General features: G+C 67.4%; 18 protein-coding genes. 12 read left to right on the top strand and 6 right to left on the bottom strand.

Annotated features, from left to right (window positions below):
- Window positions 1-644 (top strand): LysE family translocator (locus AC1DYI_RS09935; RefSeq protein ID WP_477203938.1); only part of this gene is annotated, 644 nt, incomplete at its 5' end.
- Between the two features lie 78 nt (window positions 645-722).
- Complete coding sequence (locus tag AC1DYI_RS09930) at window positions 723-2,192, top strand: sigma-54 interaction domain-containing protein (protein ID WP_477203937.1); 1,470 nt, start codon at window positions 723-725, stop codon at window positions 2,190-2,192.
- Window positions 2,193-2,213: 21 nt separating this feature from the next.
- Here the strand turns inward: AC1DYI_RS09930 and AC1DYI_RS09925 are convergent, their stop codons facing one another.
- Window positions 2,214-2,924 carry a hypothetical protein gene (locus AC1DYI_RS09925; RefSeq protein ID WP_477203936.1) on the bottom strand — a complete coding sequence of 237 codons (711 nt, stop codon included), beginning with the start codon at window positions 2,922-2,924 and terminating at the stop codon, window positions 2,214-2,216.
- 289 nt (window positions 2,925-3,213) lie between these two features.
- Between AC1DYI_RS09925 and AC1DYI_RS09920 the strand changes: the two genes are divergently transcribed.
- From AC1DYI_RS09920 to AC1DYI_RS09905, 4 genes are all read left to right on the top strand, one after another.
- Complete coding sequence (locus AC1DYI_RS09920; RefSeq protein WP_477203935.1) at window positions 3,214-4,416, top strand: substrate-binding domain-containing protein; 1,203 nt, start codon at window positions 3,214-3,216, stop codon at window positions 4,414-4,416.
- Window positions 4,417-4,487: 71 nt separating this feature from the next.
- Complete coding sequence (locus tag AC1DYI_RS09915) at window positions 4,488-5,978, top strand: extracellular catalytic domain type 2 short-chain-length polyhydroxyalkanoate depolymerase (RefSeq protein ID WP_477203934.1); 1,491 nt, start codon at window positions 4,488-4,490, stop codon at window positions 5,976-5,978.
- Between the two features lie 15 nt (window positions 5,979-5,993).
- A complete protein-coding gene (locus tag AC1DYI_RS09910) occupies window positions 5,994-6,755 on the top strand; it encodes an ABC transporter ATP-binding protein (RefSeq protein WP_477203933.1) in 762 nt (253 codons plus the stop codon).
- Window positions 6,752-7,498, top strand: a complete 747-nt coding sequence (locus AC1DYI_RS09905; protein WP_477203932.1) for an ABC transporter ATP-binding protein — start codon at window positions 6,752-6,754, stop codon at window positions 7,496-7,498. The genes AC1DYI_RS09910 and AC1DYI_RS09905 overlap by 4 nt, the downstream gene beginning before the upstream one ends.
- 13 nt (window positions 7,499-7,511) lie before the next feature.
- Here AC1DYI_RS09905 and AC1DYI_RS09900 read toward each other — a convergent pair whose 3' ends face one another.
- Entirely contained in the window at window positions 7,512-9,146 is a 1,635-nt protein-coding gene (locus AC1DYI_RS09900; RefSeq protein ID WP_477203931.1) for a methyl-accepting chemotaxis protein, read from the bottom strand.
- A 221-nt stretch (window positions 9,147-9,367) separates the two neighbouring features.
- Here AC1DYI_RS09900 and AC1DYI_RS09895 point away from each other — a divergent pair, with 221 nt between their 5' ends.
- From AC1DYI_RS09895 to AC1DYI_RS09880, 4 genes are read left to right on the top strand one after another with little or no spacing between them, the layout of a single operon-like run.
- Complete coding sequence (locus AC1DYI_RS09895) at window positions 9,368-10,390, top strand: branched-chain amino acid ABC transporter permease (RefSeq protein WP_477203939.1); 1,023 nt, start codon at window positions 9,368-9,370, stop codon at window positions 10,388-10,390.
- Window positions 10,387-11,499 carry a branched-chain amino acid ABC transporter permease gene (locus tag AC1DYI_RS09890; protein WP_477203930.1) on the top strand — a complete coding sequence of 371 codons (1,113 nt, stop codon included), beginning with the start codon at window positions 10,387-10,389 and terminating at the stop codon, window positions 11,497-11,499. Before AC1DYI_RS09895 ends, AC1DYI_RS09890 begins: the two co-directional genes overlap by 4 nt.
- Complete coding sequence (locus tag AC1DYI_RS09885; RefSeq protein ID WP_477203929.1) at window positions 11,496-13,631, top strand: D-(-)-3-hydroxybutyrate oligomer hydrolase; 2,136 nt, start codon at window positions 11,496-11,498, stop codon at window positions 13,629-13,631. Before AC1DYI_RS09890 ends, AC1DYI_RS09885 begins: the two co-directional genes overlap by 4 nt.
- A gap of 21 nt (window positions 13,632-13,652) precedes the next feature.
- Window positions 13,653-14,498 carry an alpha/beta fold hydrolase gene (locus AC1DYI_RS09880; protein ID WP_477203928.1) on the top strand — a complete coding sequence of 282 codons (846 nt, stop codon included), beginning with the start codon at window positions 13,653-13,655 and terminating at the stop codon, window positions 14,496-14,498.
- 24 nt (window positions 14,499-14,522) lie between these two features.
- Here the strand turns inward: AC1DYI_RS09880 and AC1DYI_RS09875 are convergent, their stop codons facing one another.
- Complete coding sequence (locus AC1DYI_RS09875) at window positions 14,523-14,978, bottom strand: hypothetical protein (protein ID WP_477203927.1); 456 nt, start codon at window positions 14,976-14,978, stop codon at window positions 14,523-14,525.
- Between the two features lie 209 nt (window positions 14,979-15,187).
- Between AC1DYI_RS09875 and AC1DYI_RS09870 the strand changes: the two genes are divergently transcribed.
- The gene (locus tag AC1DYI_RS09870) at window positions 15,188-15,583 is read left to right on the top strand and encodes a hypothetical protein (protein ID WP_477203926.1); all 396 of its coding nucleotides are present in this window, start codon (window positions 15,188-15,190) and stop codon (window positions 15,581-15,583) included.
- Window positions 15,584-15,695: 112 nt separating this feature from the next.
- Entirely contained in the window at window positions 15,696-16,055 is a 360-nt protein-coding gene (locus AC1DYI_RS09865) for a hypothetical protein (RefSeq protein WP_477203925.1), read from the top strand.
- A 40-nt stretch (window positions 16,056-16,095) separates the two neighbouring features.
- On the opposite strand, the gene AC1DYI_RS09860 is transcribed toward AC1DYI_RS09865, so the two are convergent.
- The 3 genes from AC1DYI_RS09860 to AC1DYI_RS09850 form a co-directional block, all read right to left on the bottom strand.
- Window positions 16,096-17,469, bottom strand: coding sequence for a S8 family serine peptidase (locus tag AC1DYI_RS09860; protein ID WP_477203924.1), 1,374 nt, complete (start codon window positions 17,467-17,469; stop codon window positions 16,096-16,098).
- A complete protein-coding gene (locus tag AC1DYI_RS09855) occupies window positions 17,466-18,149 on the bottom strand; it encodes a zf-HC2 domain-containing protein (protein WP_477203923.1) in 684 nt (227 codons plus the stop codon). Before AC1DYI_RS09855 ends, AC1DYI_RS09860 begins: the two co-directional genes overlap by 4 nt.
- Window positions 18,146-18,489 (bottom strand): RNA polymerase sigma factor (locus AC1DYI_RS09850; RefSeq protein WP_477203922.1); only part of this gene is annotated, 344 nt, incomplete at its 5' end. The genes AC1DYI_RS09850 and AC1DYI_RS09855, both read right to left, overlap by 4 nt.

The raw sequence follows: 18,489 nt of genomic DNA, 5'->3' as shown, positions 1-18,489 counted from the left end.
ATGGCGGGTTGAGCGCGATGGTCGGCTTGCACAGCCTGGGCGCATTCGTGTCGGCCGCGGCGCTGGTGATCCTGGTGCCGGGCCCGGCCACGCTGCTGATCGCCGGTCAGGCCCACCGCAGCGGCTGGCGCGCAGCCCGCGCCACCGCCGGCGTCGTGGCCGGTGACATGGTGCTGATCACCTTGTCCGGCCTCGGCTTTGCGGCGGTGATGCAGCAGTGGCCGGCACTGGGCCTGGCGCTGACGGTGGCGGGCGCGCTGTATGTGGCCTGGTTGGGGTTTGGGCTGGTGCGAAGCACGCCAGCGTCACCCGACGCGCCTGCCGCTGAGGCACTACGCGCCGGCTTTCTGCAAGGGCTGATGCTGACCTTGACCAACCCGAAGCCGGTGCTGTTCTTCGGCGCCTTCTTCCCGCTGTTCATCGACCGTGCCAGCGGCCATTGGATGACCGGCTTCTATGCCCTGGGCGCGATCTTCGAAGCCATCAACCTCGTCTACTTCGGCGCGCTGATCGGGCTGGTGTCGCGGCTGCGCGGAGTGGCGGTGCTCGGTGGCGCGTTGCGTGGCCGCGTCCACCAGCTCAGCGGTGGCGGACTGCTGCTGTGCGCGGCCGTGATGCTGGCGACGACGCTCCGGTCGACTTAGGGGCACAGGCCGGCGAACCCGGGCTGACCCCGTCGCGAGGCGGCGACGCTGTGTGCAACACTGCGCCAGGGAGACCCCATGTCAGCCTCGCCACGCCCCACCACCGGCTTGCCGCAAGACGCCAGCGAAGTGCTGCGCCTGGCCGCGCAATCGATGTTCGACACCTTTGCCCAGGCTGCGCTGGGCATGATGGTCGTCGACCGCCAGCACCGCATCGTCTGGATCAGCGAGGGCTACAAGCACTTCCTGCCCGCCCTCGGCTTCGAGCGCGAAGAAGACTTCGTCGGCAAGCCCGTCGAAGCGGTGGTGCCGAACACGCTGATGAACCAGGTCATCGACTCGGGCCGCCCGATCGTCGTCGACCTGCTGACCAACAAGGCCGGCACCTTCCTCGTCAGCCGCCTGCCGTTGCGCGACGAGACGGGCCAGGTCATCGGCGCTGTCGGCATCGTCTGGCTCAACGAATCGCCGGACCACAGCGAATCGACGATGCAGCCGCTGATGGCCAAGTTCAGCCGCATGCAGCGCGAGCTCGACGACGCGCGGCGTGAGTTGGCCACGCAGCGGCGATCCAAGTACACGATCGCCAGCTTCATCGGCACCAGCCCGGTGGTGATGGAGGTCAAGCGCCTGGCCCGCCGCGTCGCCGGCACCGACTCGACCGTGCTGCTGCTGGGCGAAACCGGCACCGGCAAGGAGCTGATGGCCCAAGGCATCCACGCCGGCAGCCACCGCGCCGCCGGCCCCTTCGTCGGCGTCAACATCGCCGCCGTGCCCGAGACTCTGCTCGAAGCCGAGTTCTTCGGCGTCGCCCCCGGCGCCTACACCGGCGCCGACCGCAAAGGTCGCCCCGGCAAATTCAAGCTCGCCGACCGCGGCACCCTGTTCCTAGACGAAATCGGCGACATGCCGCTGGCGCTGCAGGCCAAGCTGTTGCGGGTGCTGCAGGAGCAGGAGGTGGAGCCGTTGGGGAGCAACAGGGTCGAGCGCATCGATGCGCGGATCATTGCAGCGACGAGCCGCGACTTGCCAGCGATGGTCACCGAGGGGGCGTTTCGCGCCGACCTCTACTACCGCCTCAACGTGCTACCGATCCGTTTGCCGCCGCTGCGCGAGCGTCTGAGCGACATGGACGCGCTGGCGGATCGGCTGCTGGAAGACATCGCCTTGCGCGCCGGCCTGGCCGGGCCCAAAAGCCTGGCGGCTGATGCGCTGGAGTTGCTCGGCGCGCAGCCCTGGCCCGGCAACATCCGCGAGCTGCGCAACGTGCTGGAGCAGGCCTGCCTGTTGAGTGACGAGCTGGTGCTGGGTGCGGCCCACCTTCAGCCGCAGGTCAGCACGCTGCGTAGCGTCAGTGCGGTGGCGGCTCCCGCAGAGCCCAACGCCAACGGCAAGCCTCTGCACCGGGCCGTGGCCGAGCTCGAAGCCGAGGCCATTCGCGCGGCGCTGAAGGCCACCAACGGCAACAAACTGGCGGCCGCGAAGATGCTGGGCATCGCTCGCGCGACGCTGTACGAAAAGCTGGGTCAGCTGGGCGTCATCGGGTAGGGGCAATTCACGGCGGGACGACTAGCGTGCCGCGAGATGGTAAGAAGCCAATACCCCCGACTCTCCCACCGGATGGAAGATGCCCCAGCCGGCCATGTCGGTTTCATAGGCCACCAGTCCGATGCCGGGGACGTACCACTCCGTCCTGGTATAGCTGGACCAGTCGCCACGGAATTCGCCGGTGACACCGTCGGCCTCATTTGTATCGTCAACCGTCCGGACGACGAAGGCGTCCGCGAAGGTGCCGACAGGCGTCACGATCTTCGCTGTGCCCGACACCGTGGTACTCGCGGTGTGGACCAGGATCTCGTTGTATCCGTCGTCGTTGCTGTCATAGCCTGCGTCGGTCCTCTCGTCGACCACGTTCCATTGGTCGCCAACACGCAGGGGCAACTTGAGCTTCAGGACCGGCTGCCGTTGGTCGGGAGGTGTCGAGCTGTCCGGCCATTGCCAAACTTCTGACTCGGTGTGGCGATACGGCGTGGTCACGCCCGTTTCGGAGCGCACGACATAGGCAGGCAGCCCATCGATCTGAGTTTGCGAAGTGACGTCATTCACCTGCGCCGTGGTACTGCCCCATCGGTGGTCCGTGACCTTCATTTCCCAGTGATCACCGATCGCCAAGGGAAACGGGTCGTCGCCGGCCCTCTGCGGCGCGGAATCGGAGCCGCCTCCACAACCGGCCGTGATCAGCAGCGCGACTGAGGCCGCGAACGTGACTGAGACTTTCAATTCAATCTCCTTCCCTGATTGTGGTGATTCTTGAGAGCCACCACTTGTATGCGAATCGTGCCTGAACTCCAGACAGGTGTCTGGTCGGATTGTCTGCTCATTAGGCACTCACTGGCCGATCTCGGCCTCGGCTCGGACCATGGCAGCGCATCCTGCGCGCCCATTTGCCGGCGCTGTGCATGATGCTACCCAGGATTTGCCCTAGTCCGGTGCAACGCGGCACACGCATTGCACTGTTTCCGCCGTTCCACACACGAACCAGGAGACAGCCCCGATGCCGCGCCGCGCGATGACCCACCGACGCCCCTTCCGCGCCACCCTCGCGGCGCTTGTCGCCGCCTGCTCGGCAGCCTCCGCGGCCCACGCTGCCGCCGCCGAAATCCGCATCGCCCACATCCACTCCCTCACCGGCCCTTTGGAAGCCTACGGCAAGCAGACCACCATCGGCTTCAACCTCGGGTTGGACTACGCCACCGGTGGCACGATGATGGTGGCGGGCAAGAAGATCGTCGTGATCGAGAAGGACGACCAGGGCAAGCCGGATCTGGGCAAGAGCCTGCTGGCCGCGGCCTACGGTGATGACAAGGTCGACATTGCGGTCGGGCCGACGTCTTCGGGCGTCGCGCTGGCGATGCTGCCGGTGGCCGAGGAGTACAAGAAGATCCTCGTTGTCGAGCCGGCGGTGGCCGATTCGATCACCGGCGACAAGTGGAACAAGTACATCTTCCGCACCGGCCGCAACTCTTCGCAGGACGCGATCTCGAACGCAGTGGCGCTGGACAAAGCCGGCACCGTGATCGCGACGCTGGCGCAGGACTACGCTTTCGGCCGCGACGGCGTGAAGGCGTTCAAGGACGCGGTGAAGAACGCCAAGATCGTCCATGAAGAGTACCTGCCGCAGACGACCACCGACTTCACCGCCGGCATCCAGCGCGTGGTCGACGCGCTGAAGGGCCAGACGGGCCGCAAGGTCATCGAGGTGATCTGGGCCGGGGGCACGCCGCCCTACAACGCGCTGGCTGCGCAAGAGCTGGCCAAGCGCTTCAACATCGAGGTCTTCACCGGCGGCAACATCCTGCCGGCGATGGCGGCGTACAAGAACTTCCCTGGTATGGAGGGGGCGACCTACTACTACTTCGGCATTCCGAAGAACCCGGTCAACGAGTGGCTGGTCGCCAACCACTACAAGCAGTTCAAGGCCCCGCCGGACTTCTTCACCGCCGGGGGCATGACGGCCGCCATTGCGGTTGTGGAAGCACTGAAGAAGAGCAACGGCGACACGGCGACCAACAAGCTGATCACGACGATGGAAGGCATGGCCTTCGAGTCGCCGAAAGGCAAGATGACTTTCCGCAAGGAAGACCACCAAGCCTTGCAGAGCATGTACCACTTCAAGATCAAGGTGGACCCGGCCTTCGCCTGGGGCGTGCCCGAGCTGGTGCGCGAAATCAAGCCGGAAGAGATGAGCGTACCGATACGCAACAAGCGCTGAGCCGCGCTTCGGCTCATTGAACGGAGGGCGGGCAACAGACCCGCCCCTCAACACCCAGCAGGAGACAAGCCATGAGAGCCGCACGTGTTGTTCGTGCGGTCGCGGCGTTGGCCGCGATCGCGTTCGCCTCACTCGCCCATGCTGCCGCGCCGTTGCCGAAACTGAAAGTGGACAAGACGCAAACGACAGTCTCGGGCCTGTCTTCCGGTGGCTTCATGGCCAACCAGCTGGGCTACGCCTACTCGGGCACCTTCAAGGGCGTGGGCGTGTTCGCAGGCGGCCCCTACATGTGCGCTGGCCACAGCAACTACACGGCCTGCATGTACAACGCGACGATCAGCGCCGGCATGCTGAACACGATGCAGGCCGACCTGAACAACTGGAGCGGCTCGCTGAACGACCCGCTGGCCAACGTGGCCAACCAGAAGGTCTACCTGTTCGTCGGCACCAGCGATTTCACGGTCGGCCCGAACCCGATGAACGCGGTCAACACGCAGTACGCCAACAACGGCGTAGCGGCGGCCAATCGCGTGTATCTGCAGCGCAGCGGCACGGCGCATGTCTTCCCGACCGACTTCGATGCGACCGGCAACAACGCCTGCTCCAGCAGCGTGTCGCCCTTCATCAGCAACTGCAGCTACGACGGCGCCAAGGCCGCGCTGACGCAGTTCTACGGCACGCTGAATGCGCGCAACAACACGCCGGCCGCGGCGAACTACATCGAGTTCGACCAGACGCCGTTCACCGCCGGCAACCCTGGCATGGCCGCCACTGGCTGGGTCTATGTGCCGGCCAATTGCGCCGGCGGCGCACAGTGCAAGGTGCATGTGGCCCTGCATGGTTGCAAGCAGAACTACGAGACCATCGGCGACAAGTTCGTCAAGAACACCGGCTACACCCGCTGGGCTGACACCAACAGCCTGATCGTGCTGTTCCCGCAGGCCAAGGTGGACAACGTGAGCCGCCCCACTGCGGCCAGCGGCTCGGTCGCCAACCCGAACGGCTGCTGGGACTGGATCGGCTGGTACGGCAACAACTTCGCGCAGAAGGCCGGCACGCAGATGGCAGCGATCAAGGCGATGGTCGACCAGGTATCGTCCGGCTCTGGCGGTGGTGGCTCGCTGCCGGCGCCCACCGGCGTCGGCGCGTCGAATGCCACCGACACGACGATGACGATCGCGTGGAATGCGGTGAGCGGCGCGGCCAGCTACCGCGTGTTCCGCGGCGGCACGCAGGTCAACGGTTCACCCGTCACGGCCACCAGCTACGTCGACACCGGCCTCACCCCGGCCACCACCTATTCGTGGACGGTGGCCGCGGTGGACAGCGGTGGTGCGCAGGGTGCGATGTCCAACGCCGCCAGCGGTACGACCACCGGCAGTGCGCCGACCTGCTACACGGCCAGCAACTACGCCCACACGACAGCCGGCCGAGCCCACCAGAGCGGTGGCTACGCGCTGGCCAACGGCTCGAACCAGAACATGGGGCTGTGGAACATCTTCGTCATCACGACACTGAAGCAGACCGGGCCGAACTACTACGTGATCGGAACCTGCCCATGACGTTGCACTGACAGCATGCTGGAAACCCGACAACTCACCATCCGCTTCGGCGGCCACGTGGCGGTCGACCATGTGTCGTGCGCGTTCGCGCCGGGCACGCTGACCGCCATCGTCGGCCCCAACGGCGCCGGCAAGACGACCTACTTCAACCTGATCTCAGGCCAGCTGCCGGCGAGCGAGGGCCAGGTACTGCTGGACGGCATGGACATCACGCGCCTGCCCGCGCCGCTGCGCACGCGCCGCGGCCTGGGCCGGGCGTTCCAGCTGACGCAGCTGTTCCCGCAACTGAGCGTGCTGGAGAACGTTCGCCTGGCGGTGCAGGCCCGTCACGGCGGCGGGCTGAACTTGTGGCAGGTCTGGCTCGACCGGAAAGACTGGCTGGAAGAGGCGCGCGAGATCCTCGCCACCGTTCACCTGCTGGACCGGCGAGATGCTCCCGCAGCCAGCCTGCCGCATGGTGACCAGCGCAAGCTCGAAGTGGCGCTGCTGATGGCGTTGGAGCCGCGCGTCTACATGTTCGACGAGCCCACCGCCGGCATGAGTGTGGACGAGGTGCCGGTGGTGCTAGACCTGATCCGTGGACTGAAGGCGCGCAAGGACTGCACGATCTTGCTGGTCGAGCACAAGATGGACGTGGTGCGCGAACTGGCCGACAGGATCATCGTGCTGCACAACGGCGCATTGGTGGCTGATGGTGACCCAGCGACGGTGATCGCGTCGGACATCGTGCAACAAGCCTACCTCGGCACGGCACCGGTCGAAGAGGCCGCCACATGAGTGCGCTGCTGGAGTTGAGTGGCGTCCACACCCACATCGGCGCGTACCACATCCTGCACGGCGTCGACCTCGTCGTGCCCGAGGGCCAGGTGACGATGCTGCTGGGCCGCAATGGCGCCGGCAAGACGACGACGCTGCGCACGATCATGGGCTTGTGGGCTGCCAGCCAGGGCAGTGTGCACTTCAAAGGCCAACCGATCGGTGGGCCGGGCAGCCGGGTGCAAACACCCGACATCGCCCAGCGCGGCATCGCCTACGTGCCCGAGAGCATGGGCATCTTTGCCGACCTGACGGTGAAAGAGAACCTGTTGCTCGCCGCCCGCTCAGCGCGCCGCGAGCAAGACCTGGATCGAGCGCGGCTCGACTGGCTGTTCAGTCTCTTCCCGGCGCTGCACAAGTTCTGGCTCTACCCGGCCGGCAAGCTGAGCGGTGGGCAAAAGCAGATGCTGGCCGTGGCGCGCGCAATCATCGAGCCGCGGGCGCTGCTGCTGATCGACGAGCCCAGCAAGGGCCTGGCGCCAGCGATCATCCACAACCTGGTCAGCGCCTTCGCCGAGCTGAAGCGCCAGCAGACCACCATCCTGCTGGTCGAGCAGAACTTCATGATGGCCAAGGCGCTGGGCGACCGCGTCGCGGTGATGGACGACGGCCGCGTGGTGCACGCCGGCTCGATGGCTGAGCTGGCCGATGACGAGGCGCTGCAACAGCGCCTGCTCGGCTTGTCACTGGGGGCGCATCAATGAGCGCCGCCTCGGTTCAATGAACGCGCTGGTCTTCTTGCAGCCGGAAGGTCGCGACCAGCCGCGTCAACGTCTGCGCCTGTTCCTTCAGGCTCTCGGCAGCCGCGGCGCCTTCCTCGACCAGCGCGGCGTTCTGCTGCGTCATCTGGTCGAGCTGGTTCACGGCGTTGCCGACCTGGCCGATGCCACTGCGCTGTTCAGACGCCGCGGCAGAGATCTCGCCGATGATGTCGCTGACGCGTTTGACCGACGCGACGATGTCGCCCATCGTCGCCCCGGCGTCCTGCACCAGGCGCGAGCCGGTCTCGACCCGGTCGACGCTGGTGCCGATCAGGCCCTTGATCTCGCGCGCCGCCTCGGCGCTGCGTTGCGCCAGGCTGCGCACTTCRCCGGCCACCACCGCGAAGCCGCGGCCTTGTTCRCCGGCGCGRGCCGCTTCGACAGCGGCGTTCAGCGCGAGGATGTTGGTCTGGAAGGCGATGCCGTCGATCACGCCGATGATGTCGGCGATCTTCTTCGAGCTGGCATTGATCTCGTCCATCGTCGTGACGACCTGACTCACCACCGCGCCGCCACGTTCGGCCACTTCGGTGGCCGACTGCGCCAGCTGGTTCGCCGTCTGGGCCGAATCGGCGGTGTGCTGCACGGTGCCGGTCAGCTGAGTCATCGAGGCCGCGGTCTGCTGCAGGTTGGCGGCGGCCAGTTCGGTGCGTGCGCTCAGGTCCTGGTTGCCGGCGGCCACTTCGCCGCTCGCCACCTCGATCGAATCGGCACTCTGCCGAACCTGGCCGACGGTGGCGCGCAGCTTGGCGGTCATCGCCTGCAGCGAGCCGAACATCTGGCCGACTTCGTCGGTGCCGCGGTGCACGGGCGGGTCGCTCAGGTCGCCGGCGGCGACGCGTTCCATCCGCTGCGCTGCGTCGAACAGTGGCCGGCTGACCACTCGTTGCGTCAGCACGTACAGCAACGCACCCAGCACACCGAAGCCGCCCAGGATCAACAGGATCAGCGTCAGGCTGCTGCGGCTGATGCTTTGCTCGACCTGGTCCACCGGCACCACCACCTCGACGATGCCGCGCACGTCACCGACCTTCCAATCGTGTTTCGGCGACTGCGGGTTGCTGTTGTGGCAGGCCACGCAGCCTTCCTTCATCACGTCGGCCACCGCGTAGCGCACCGACAGGCGGCCGTTGATCTCTTCGACCCGGTGCTGCGGCGCTGTCGGGTCTTTCTCGAGCGCGGCCAGCGCAGTGGTCTGGAATTCGTCGAGCTTGGCGGTGCCGGCGCGGTTCGGGAACGGGTAGCGCGACATCAGCCGCACGTCCGTGCCCGGGTATTCCTTGGCCACGCTCTCGCCGAGCGCCTTCACCAGCGTAGCCGGCAGCGGCAGCATGTTCTCTTTGTCGCGGAAGTCGAAGCCCAGCTGCATGCCGGCCTTCTTGGCGCGCGACGTGATCTCGGCCGTGTAGAAGCTGCGCAGCGTGACGACTTGGTTGGCCACCGCGCGGCCCGTCGTCAGGCCGGCCTGTTCGACCGACTCGCTGCGCGTGCGCAGCGCCAGCGCCACCACACTGGCAATCACCACTGCGCCGACCAGCAGCAAGGGCAACAACAACTGATGCGACAAGCGCCGACGACCGAACTGCGACATGGTGATCTCCAAGAGAGCGGCCATCCGCGGACGGCAATAGATAAGCGATGGTGGGGCGGCCACGTTCGTTCGCGGTCACCCTCCTCCCTGCTGCCTGTGGGCCAGGCTTGTCAGCGTTCATGCATCTTCGGCAGATCGGGGGGCTGGGCAAGGGCGGAAAAGTGGTGCGGCGGTGGCGCATTTGTCATTTATTTCTCGTCGCGAGGCCTGCCGTGAGCACCGTGTCGCCGCCCCCATTGCCGGCTCGCGCGGGGGCTGCCATCCCGAAGGCGCTGTTCGACTGGCGCCCGCTCGCCCTGCTGCTGGCCATCGCGGCGCTGGGCCTGCCGCTGGTCGGTTCGCCCGCCACCTGGCTCACGCTCACCGTCGCCGGGCTGGCGATGGGGCTGATCGTCTTCATCATCGCGTCGGGCCTGACGTTGGTCTTCGGCCTGATGGACGTGCTGAACTTCGGCCATGGCGTGTTCATCGCCACCGGCGCCTTTGTCGCCACCAGCGTGATGGGCGGCATGGCCGACTGGACCGGCAGTGCCTCGGCCTGGCAGAACCTCGCGGCGGTCTCTGCCGCGATGCTGGCCGCGATGGCCGTGGCCGGTGCGCTGGGCCTGGCCTTCGAGCGGGTGATCGTGCGGCCGGTCTACGGCCAGCACCTGAAGCAGATCCTGATCACGATGGGCGGCATGATCGTCGGCGAAGAGCTGATCAAGGTCATCTGGGGGCCGGCGCAGATCCCGTTGCCATTGCCGCCAGCGCTGCGCGGCGCGGTGTTGATCGGTGATGCTGCGGTCGAGGTCTACCGTCTGTTCGCGGTGGCCATCGGCCTGGTGGTCTTCGCGGCGCTGTTGTGGGTGCTGAACCGCACCAAGCTCGGCCTGCTGGTGCGCGCCGGCGTGCAAGACCGCGAGATGGTCGAGTCGCTGGGTTACCGCATCAAGCGCCTGTTCGTCGGCGTGTTCGCTGCCGGTTCGGCACTGGCCGGCCTGGGCGGCGTGATGTGGGGGCTCTACCAGCAAAGCGTGGTGCCGCAGATCGGCGCGCAAGTGAACAMGCTGATCTTCATCGTCATCATCATCGGCGGCCTGGGCTCGACACTGGGCTGCTTCGTCGGCGCGTTGCTGGTGGGCCTGATGGCCAACTACGCCGGCTTCCTGGCGCCCAAGGTCGCGCTGTTCTCGAACATCGGCCTGATGGTCGCGGTGCTGCTGTGGCGACCGCGGGGCCTGTACCCGGTGACGAACCGATGATCCGCCGAATCCTCTCCCACGACCTGCCGCGCAGCCGCGCGCTGAGCGTTGCGCTGGTGCTGGTGCTCGTGCTGCTGGCCATCGAGCCGTTCATCTTCCCCGGGGCCAAGTCGTTGAACGTGGCGGCGAAGATGCTGGTGTTCGTGCTGCTGGTCGCCAGCTACGACCTGCTGCTGGGCTACACCGGCATCGTCAGCTTCGCCCACACGATGTTCTTCGGCATCGGCGCCTACGGTGTGGCCATCGGCTGCACACGGGGCGCTGGTGACGAGGGCGTTGCCTGGGGCGCTGTTCTCGCGGGCCTGGCGGTGGCACTCATGTTGTCGCTGGCCTTGAGCCTGCTGATCGGCCTGTTCAGCTTGCGCGTCAAGGCGATCTTCTACGCGATGATCACGCTCGCTGTCGCGGCAGCGTTCCAGACGCTGGCCTCGCAGCTCAGCGAGCTGACAGGCGGCGAAGATGGCTTGAGCTTCAAGACGCCGCTGTGGTTGTCGCCGTCGTTCGAGCCGTTCGACGAGCCGGTGCTGCGTCTGATGATCGACGGCAAGGTCATCGCGTACTACGCGTTGTTCGTTGTGGTGCTGCTGTCGTTCCTGGCGCTGCTGCGCATCGTCAACTCGCCATTCGGCCGCGTGCTGCAAGCCATCCGCGAGAACGACTTCCGCGCCGAGGCGATCGGCTACCGCACGGTGGTCTATCGGACCTTGAGCAACGTGATCTCGGCCTTGTTCGCGACGCTGGCCGGCGCCTTGCTCGCACTGTGGCTGCGCTACACCGGCCCCGAGACGACGCTGAGCTTCGAGGTGATGCTCGACGTGCTGCTGATCGTCGTGATCGGTGGCATGGGCACCTTGTATGGCGCGGTCATCGGCACGGTGCTGTTCGTCTTCGCGCAGAACTACCTGCAGGACGCGCTGAAGCTGCTGGGCGGCGAGGGCGGCCTCGTCGCCGGCGTGCCGGTCTTGTCGCCCCTTGTTTCTCCCGACCGCTGGCTGTTGTGGCTGGGGCTGGGCTTCGTGCTGTGTGTCTATTACTTCCCGAGCGGCGTGGTGGGTCGTCTGCGTGCATCGGGTCAAAACAACCAAACGACCCGAGGAGAGAAGTCTTGAAGTTGAGCATCACTTTGCTGGCCGCCGCTGCCACCTTGGCTTGCGGTTCGGCCGCTTTGGCCGCGCCGCCCAATACCCGCCCGCCTGTCTTGCGCGGCCCGATCGCTGAAGCCGCCTACGACGGCGTCACCAACGACCTGCTGACCGCGGGCCTCGGCAAGACCGGTCTGCTCGGCGCGGCGCCGGCCTTCGTCGACCCGTTGCACCCGACACCAACCGAGCTGCGCCGCAACGCGATCCACACCAACTACCGCGCACTCGTCGACTCGACGATCGCCGGTGGCTTCACCGTGTTCTACGGGCCGAACATCGATGTCGACGGCCACGACACGCTGGGCGAAGGCAAGATCGCCGGGCGCGAGTACATCGTCTGGGCCGACGACGGCAGCGGCCAGCAGAACGTGACGCTGATGGTGCAGGTGCCCGACAGCTTCAGCCCCGACCATGCGTGCATCGTCACCGCCACCTCGTCCGGTTCCCGCGGCATCTATGGCGCCATCGGCACCTCGGGTGACTGGGGGCTGAAGCACGGCTGTGCCGTGGCCTACGCCGACAAGGGCAACGGCAACGGCTTTCACGACCTGATGAGCAACGCCGTGACCGCGCGCGACGGCACGGTGTTCGACGCCAGCACCGACCAGTACGAGCCGCTGTTCGTCGCGGCGGTCAGCGACGACGAACGTGCAGCCTTCAACGCCGCCACACCGAACCGCGTGGCCTACAAGCACGCCCACTCACAGCAGAACCCCGAGAAAGACTGGGGCAAGAACACGCTGGACGCCGTGCGCTTCGCGTTCTATGTGTTGAACGAGCGCTTCGGCAAGGTCGGGCACGATGGCCAGCATCGCGCGACGCTTAACGCGAAGAACACGCTGGTCATTGCGAGCAGCGTCTCCAACGGGGCGGGCGCGGCGCTGGCCGCGGCGGAACTGGACACCGAAGACCTGATCGACGGTGTCGCAGTCACCGAGCCCAACGTGCAGCCACGGTTCACGAAGAATCTGGTGATCCAGCAGGGCGCGAACACCGTCTCGACGATCGGCAAGCCGCTGGCCGACTACTTTACGTTCTCCAATGTCTATCAGCCCTGCGCGTTGCTGTCCGCGCAGGCCGGCTTGTCGTTGCACGCGGCCTTCTGGCCCGCGGCCTACACCACCTCGGCGCAGAACCGCTGCGCAGCGTTGGCCGCCAAGGGGCTCGTCACCGGCGCCACGCTGGAACAGCAAGCCGACGACGCGCTGGCGAAGATGCAGGCCTACGGCTGGCAGGCCGACAGCAACTTCCTGCAGCAATCGCACTTCCGCTTCGCGACCAACGCGATCGCGGTGACCTACAGCAACGCGGCCGGCCGCTTCAGCGTGCTCGACAACCTGTGCGGCTTCAGCTTCGCGAACACCGATGCGAGCGGCAACGTGATCGCGCAGATCCCCGCCGCCCAGGCCGGCCTGTTCTCGACCGGCAATGGCGTACCGCCGACGACCGGTATCAACGTCGTCTACAACGACTCGGTGGGCGGCGCGAAGCTGGACTTCCTGGCCACGTCGCCCAGCACCGGCACGGCCGACTTTGCGCTCGACGGTGCGCTGTGCCAGCGTTCGCTGGTGACGGGCCGCGATGCGGTGACCGGCGCCAAGTTGACGGGCGACATGAAAGCCAAGTCCGACCGCGTGCGCGCCGRCATCAAGGAGGTGCAGCTCGGCGCCCACCTGCACCACAAGCCGACACTGATCGTCGCCGGTCGCAACGACGCGCTGCTGCCGATCAACCATGCGTCGCGTGCCTACTTCGCGAAGAACCAGTTGGCTGGCGACAAAGCCCGCAACACGCGCTACATCGAGGTCACCAACGCGCAGCACTTCGACTCGTTCATCGCGCTGGGTTTGTTCCTCGGCTACGACACGCGCTACATCCCGCTGCACGTGTACTTCAACCGTGCGATGGATGCGATGTGGGCCCACCTGACCAGCGGCACACCGCTGCCGCCCAGCCAGGTGGTGCGCACGGTGCCGCGAGGCGGTGTCAGTGGTGCGGCGCCGGCCTTGACGGCCGCCAACGTGCCACCGATCCAGGTCAGCCCGGCCGCGGGTGACGTGATCAGCTTCAGCGGCAACACGTTGACGATCCCGGACTGAAAGCCCATGGGAGGGCCGGCGATGACGGACTTCGACTCGCGCTACCTGGTCTGCGAAGGCCGCGAACTCCACTTCACCGAGTGGGGCGCGGCCAACGCGCCGGTGGTCATCGCCTGGCACGGCCTGGCGCGTACCGGGCGCGACATGGACGACATCGCCGCGCACCTGGTCGGCTGCGGCTACCGCGTGATCTGCCCGGACACGATAGGCCGCGGCCTGAGCGAATGGAGCCCGGCGCCGGCAGAGGAATACTGTCTGCGCTTCTACGTGGCGCTGGCGGTGTCGCTGGTCAACCAGCTGGGCATCGAACGCTTCGATTGGCTGGGCACCTCGATGGGCGGCGCGATCGGCCTGCGCGCCGCGGCCACGCGGCTGCATGGGCGGATCCGCCGCCTGCTGCTGAACGACATCGGCCCGAGGCTGGCGCCACCGGCTGTCGAGCGCATTCGTGGCTATGCGGGGAACCCRCCGGCCTTCGCGACGCTGGGCGAGCTGCAAAGCTATTTCCGCACCGTGTATGCGCCCTATGGCAACTTGTCCGACGCGCAGTGGCTGCGCCTGACGGAGACCTCAGCCCGCCGCCTGCCGGACGGCCGGGTGACGCCGCACTACGACCCGGCGATGGTGCAGCAGTTCATCCACCACCCGACCGACTACGACCAGTGGGGGGCGTGGGATGCGCTCGACATCCCGGTGCTGTGCCTGCGCGGCGAAACCAGCGACCTGCTCGAGCCGGAAGTGGCGCAGGCGATGCGCGAGCGTGGCCCGAAAGCCGAGGTCATCGAGATTGCCGGCTGCGGCCACGCGCCGGCACTGAACGTGCCGGCGCACTTTGCGCTGGTCGAGCGTTTCTTTTCAGAAGCCTAGACCGAGCGCTTCGCTCACCCGAACTTACGGGGCTGTCGGGCAAACGACGGCCGGCAGGTGGCCCACTTGCTCGTAATTCGATGAGCCTTGCCGCATGATCGAGGCGGTGACGTTGTACGAGGCGCCGCAGGCAACCAGGAGGGAGCTACTGACGCCGGTGGCGAAGAAGCTGACTGGGGTCACGCTGTCGTTGATCGACTGAGTCACCAGAACTCCATTGACCTTGATCTGCGCTTTGCGTACGACTGCTGGCGCAGTGAAATCGTCCCTGAGTGTGGCTAGCAGCGAGCACTGGGCCTGCCCGGCGACGATGCTGGTCATGATGCATTGGCCGGTCAGGCTGATCGGATCAGCGTGCGACACGGATGCGAACGAAGCGAGTGCGGTGACACAGGCGATCGACGCTGCGCGACGAATGGTCAAAGAGTTGTTCATGAAAATCCCTCCAGTTGGTTGTTGAAGTCGGATGACTGCGCTCATCCCACCGAGCGCAGATGCGACAGCGGCGTATGGCTGCCTTCGATGAGAAGGCAACCAATCACTTTATCGGTTACGCCCAGCACGAACAACGTCGAAACGTGGGAGTGCGGTGCACAGGCGGCAACCTTTCGTGGCTCCGCGAGCACCCACCGGCAGGCGGCGCCGTGATGGGTCACGGTGTTGTGCCACCGAGAATCGAGGAGCCAGCCATGAACATCACACGCAAGCGGTTTTTGGGCGCCCTGGGCAGCGGCACCGTGGTGCTGTGGCTGCAGGCCTGTGGTGGGGGTGGCGGAGGCGGCGGCATGATGGGCGGCGGCGGTGGTGGCATGGGCGGCGGCTACGGTGGCGGGGGCGGCGACCAGAGTTGCGGCGCCACCGGCACCGAGATTTCCGGCAACCACGGCCACACGCTGACGATCGACGAAGCCGACCTGAATTCGATGACCGACAAGACCTACAACATCATGGGCACGGCCGGCCATGACCACACGGTGACGTTCACGGCGGCGCAGCTGGCTTCGCTGAAGGCCGGGCAGAGCGTGGTTGTCAACTCGACGACGACGAACGCGCACATGCACGCGGTGACCGCGCGCTGTGTCTGAACATCCCACTGACGTTTGCACCAGCAACCTGTAGCGCCCCGGCCGGTACCTACCGACAAGCCGCTTCCGTGATCTCCACGGTGGGGCGCAACGAAGCTTCGAGGAGCAAGCAATGAACATCACGCGCAAGCGTTTCCTGGGTGCGGTGGGCACCGGCACCGTGGTGCTGTGGCTGCAAGGGTGTGGCGGTGGTGGTGGAGGGTATGGCGACGACGGCAACGATCCGCCGCAGTCCTGTGGGGCGAGCGGTACGGCGATTGCAGGCAACCACGGGCATGCGCTGACGATCCCCGAGGCGGACCTGAACTCGGCAACCGACAAGACCTACAGCATCCAGGCCAGCGCCGGGCATGACCACACGGTCACGTTCACGGCGGCTCAACTGGCGTCACTGAAGGCCGGGCAGAGCGTGGTGGTGACCTCGACCACCACCTCGGCCCATAACCACGCCGTCACTGCCCACTGCGCCTAGTGGCCTGTCCCTGGCCGGCGCAACACCGGCGGGCGGCGGGCTATAGCGCGCGCTTGCCGGCGGTCTGGCGCGAGCGCAGGGCTTCCAGCGCGACGCTCGCGTTCAGCGGCACGATGCCGACGCTGGCGCCATGGATCAGCGCGCACAGTGCCGCGCGATCCAGGCGCGGGTCGGCCGACAGCAGCAGCGCGGCAACCCCGCTGACATGGGCCGCCGCGATCGACGAACCGCTCGCATAGTCGTAGCCGGTGCCGGGCTGCAGCGTCAGCACGTCGCGGCCGGGTGCGGCCACCACATCCTTCGAGTCGAGCGCCAGTTCACCAGCCACGCCGGCCGCGAGCACGCCGGCCGTGCCGGTCGGGAAGCCGCCGCGCCGCCCGTCCGGGGGCAGGGCGCCGACGACGATGCGACCCTGGCGCAGCAACTCGCCCAGCAGCTTGTCGAGCAAGGGGTCACTCGGGCCGCCGAGGCTGAGGTTGACGATGCGGGCGTCGGACTCCATCACCCCCGCCAGGGCCTTGGCCAGGGTGAAAGAGTTGCAGCGTGCGCCGGCATCGGTGCCACCAGCGGCGGGTAAGGTCCAACAGGCCTTGAAGACCTCCAGCCCGGCCTGCGGCGCGATGCCGACGATGCCCTCGTGGTTGTTGCCGACCGCGGCGATCACGCCGGCCACCTCAGTGCCGTGCCGGTCGGTCTCGAAGCGGGCCGGGGGCTCGCCGACCAGGTCGCGCGTGGCGGTGACGCGGCCGAGCAGGTCCGGGTGGTTCAGCGCGGCGCCGGTGTCGACCACCGCCACGCGCACCCCGGCGCCGGTGCTGATGCGGTGGGCTTGCGCGGCGCCGGTGTCAACGAAACCGCGCTGCAGGTTCACGTAGGGGTCGTTGTACGGCACCTGTTCGGTGGCCGACGTCGGGGCAGATGCCGCCGGTGCAGCGCTGGGGCCGACGCTCGGGGGGATGGCGCGGGTGTCGAAGTCCTGCAGCGGTTGCGCCAGGCGCACGCGCGGGTCGGCAGCCAGTGCCGCCAGCAACTCGTCACGCGAACGGCCGGGTGGCAACTCGAAAACCACGCAGTGCCACCCGAGCGCGACGATCGGCCAGCCCGCAGCTTCGCGCAGGCCATGTTCTTGCGCCAGCGCGGCCAGCGTGGCGGCCGCACGGGCGCCCAGCAGATAGCGCGGCGCGGGGCCGTAGCCGCCCAGGCTGCTGCCGGCACGACCGGCCGGCGAGGCCAGCGGGTTGTCGACCGCCAGCACGATGTAGCGGCCGCTGTCGTCGCGCATCGCGGCGGCGGGGTCGACCGAAGACGTGCCGGCGCCAGCCGGCGTCGCGCAGCCGCTGAGGGAGCTGGTGGCCAGCAAGGTGGCCAACAAAGTGGCCAGCCCTGCAGCGAGGGCGGCCAGTGGTCTCTTCATGGTGTGCTGCCGATCGGCTCGGCCAGGCGGATGCCGGGGGATGCGCGCAGCCGGGCCAGCGCTTCGTCGCGCGGTCGACCGGGGGTGCCAGGCGCAGCGGCCAGCGCATAGGCGCCGCTGGCGTTGGGGCCGCTGACGACCTGCAGCTCCTGCGCCTGCAGCAAGGCCTGCCACTGCGCCAGCGTCATGGTCGCATCGGGCAGCACCCGCAGCGTGGCGGAAGGGCTGGCCAGCCCGGGGCCTTCGGACAAGGTGCGGTAGGCACCGTTGTCGCCGGCTGTTCCCAGCTGCAGGCTCATCACGCCCAGCCCCACGGCCTGGACGACCACTGCGGCGGCGAGTGCCCAGGTCAGGCGGTGCGGGGCGCGGGAAGCGGCAGCGATCACAGGCGTCGGTTGGGGCTCGTCGGCCACGTCGTCCAGCCGGGCCAGCAGGCGCTGCAGGCCGGCTTCGGTGGCCGGATCGGTGGTCGCGGCTTCGCCCGGCCCGGCGAGTGCGTCGTGCAGGCGCTGCTGCCAGGCCAGCTCGGCTCGGCAGTCTTCGCAGCCGGCCACGTGGTCGGCCACCCAGCGTGCCTGCTCGGGTGTGGCGCGACCATTGACGACCCAGGGCAGGGCTTCCCAGGCGCGCAGGTGTTCGGGGCGCGGGTCGCGCAGGTCGGGTTGATGGTCGTCGTTCATGGCACTGCTTTCGGACTGCGTTGGCCGGCCAGGTCGGGCAACAGGTTGCGCAGCTTGACACGGGCGTGGAACATGCGCGCCTTCACCGTGCCGACGGGGCACTGCATGATGGCAGCGATATCTTCCAGCGAGTGGCCGCCACCATAGGCCAGCTCCAGCACCACCCGCTGATCGGTCGGCAGCCGGGCCATCGCCTTGCCCAGCCAGTCGCGCAATTCGTGTTCGGCCTGCGGGTCGGCGCTGGGGTCTGCCAGCTCGTGCACCGCCGGGTCGCCGGCGTCATCGTCGCCATGCTGGCGCAGCGCCTTCAGCGCGCAACGGTAGGCGATGCCGAAGATCC

The sequence above is a fragment of the Ideonella sp. P3_A4 genome, assembly GCF_056403075.1.
This window is presented reverse-complemented; position numbering and strand designations above follow the sequence as displayed.